The organism is Coleofasciculus sp. FACHB-712 (assembly GCF_014695635.1).
Lineage (GTDB): Bacteria > Cyanobacteriota > Cyanobacteriia > Cyanobacteriales > FACHB-T130 > FACHB-T130.
Window position 1 is genome coordinate 1 of the sequence record NZ_JACJOQ010000266.1, and the last position, 1,794, is coordinate 1,794.

General features: G+C 48.8%; 2 protein-coding genes. Both read left to right on the forward strand.

The window, feature by feature from the left end:
- The first annotated feature begins 89 nt into the window (after nt 1-89).
- Nucleotides 90-626 (forward strand): 3-hydroxyacyl-ACP dehydratase FabZ, encoded by a 537-nt coding sequence (fabZ, locus tag H6F50_RS07440; protein ID WP_190411736.1) that lies wholly within the window; start codon nt 90-92, stop codon nt 624-626.
- Between the two features lie 252 nt (nt 627-878).
- Complete coding sequence (gene lpxA / locus H6F50_RS07445) at nt 879-1,685, forward strand: acyl-ACP--UDP-N-acetylglucosamine O-acyltransferase (RefSeq protein WP_190428021.1); 807 nt, start codon at nt 879-881, stop codon at nt 1,683-1,685.
- Nucleotides 1,686-1,794: the final 109 nt, after the last annotated feature.

A 1,794-nucleotide genomic window follows, 5' to 3' on the forward strand; every position in this document is an offset into this window, starting at 1 on the left:
AAGTTGCGAGTCGCCCTGAGTGAGCCTGTGTAAAGTGGCTGCGCGATCGCAACTCTAGCCCCTAGCCTCTAATCCCTGTCATACAGCCCATGTCCACACTGATTGAAGTCAATACACCCGATGCTGAGACTGCGACGCCCCAAGCCAAGAATGTCGGGGAAGAAACAGCACAAAACAGCCAGTCTGCTGCCAAAACCATCCTGACGATCGAAGACATTCAAAAATTGCTGCCCCATCGGTATCCTTTTGCATTGGTGGATCGGATTATCGAGTACGTGCCCGGAGAAAGGGCTGTGGGCATCAAAAATGTCACCTTTAACGAACCCCATTTTCAAGGGCATTTCCCCGGTCGTCCGATTATGCCTGGGGTATTAATTGTGGAAGCAATGGCTCAAGTGGGCGGGATCGTATTGACCCAACTCCCAGATATTGAAAGCGGCTTATTTATGTTTGCTGGCATTGATAAAGTCCGCTTCCGTCGCCCCGTAGTACCGGGAGATCAGCTAGTCATGACCGTGGAACTGCTGTGTGTCAAACGGCGTCGTTTTGGAAAGATGCACGCCCGTGCCGAAGTCGATGGTCAATTGGCTACAGAAGGCGAACTGATGTTTTCCATCGTTGACTAAAACAGTCATGAGGACTGAGGAGTGTTTGCTTAGCGCTACTCTATTCGCAGGCTAAAAAACAGGTTTGAGAAAAGAAGTTTGATGGCACATTAGTTGAAGAAGCTGATGGTTAAATTCTGACTCATAACTCCTAACGCTAACTTTATTCCTCATTCCTCAGTTTTGATTTGTGACTTGTCACTTTTGTTTACTCAGTCCGTGCTTCGCTAACAGTCCGCGCGATCGCGCCGAAGAGCGCTAACAGTCCTGTATATGATTCATCCCACCGCGATAATTCACCCTGACGCTCAACTACACCCCAGCGTGCAAGTTGGGCCTTATGCGGTGATTGGAGAACAAGTAAAAATTGGTGCTGAAACCACGATTGGCGCTCATGTTGTAATCGAGGGACCAACGGAAATTGGCACCCAAAATCACATTTTTCCGGGGGCAGCAATTGGCTTAGAACCCCAAGACCTCAAGTATGACGGGGCTAAAACCTGGGTAAAAATTGGTGATGGCAATCGAATTCGAGAGTATGTCACAATTAACCGGGCAACTGGCGAAGGTGAAGCGACGGTAATTGGCAATGGCAACTTGTTGATGGCTTATGTCCACGTTGCTCATAATTGCGCGATCGCAGATAAAGTGATTATTTCCAATGCGGTGTCGCTCGCTGGGCACGTCCAGATTGATTCGCGGGCGGTGATTGGTGGCGTCCTAGGGATTCATCAATTTGTCCACATCGGGCGAGGCGCGATGGTGGGTGGGATGAGTCGCATTGACCGCGATGTGCCTCCTTATCTGCTCGTAGAGGGAAATCCATCGCGGGTACGCAGTCTCAACTTGGTGGGACTTAAACGCGCTGGTTTATCTGCCGCTGAGTTGGGAATTCTCAAAAAAGCTTTTCGGATTCTCTATCGTTCTGGATTACCCCTGAATCAATCCCTAGAACAACTGGATCTGCTCCCAGATAACGAATACTTGCAACACCTGCGCCGGTTCCTGCAACTTTCTCAAGCGCCAGGGCGGCGCGGTCCGATTCCAGGGAAAAGAACGAAGAATAAGGATGAAGAGTAATTGGGAAAAAAGTTGTAGAGACGCCCTAAACCGCGTCTGAGTTTTGAGTTCAAAGTAATTTGTTTCATTCAAAACTCAACTCAAAACTCAAAACTCGATTACCCATTAC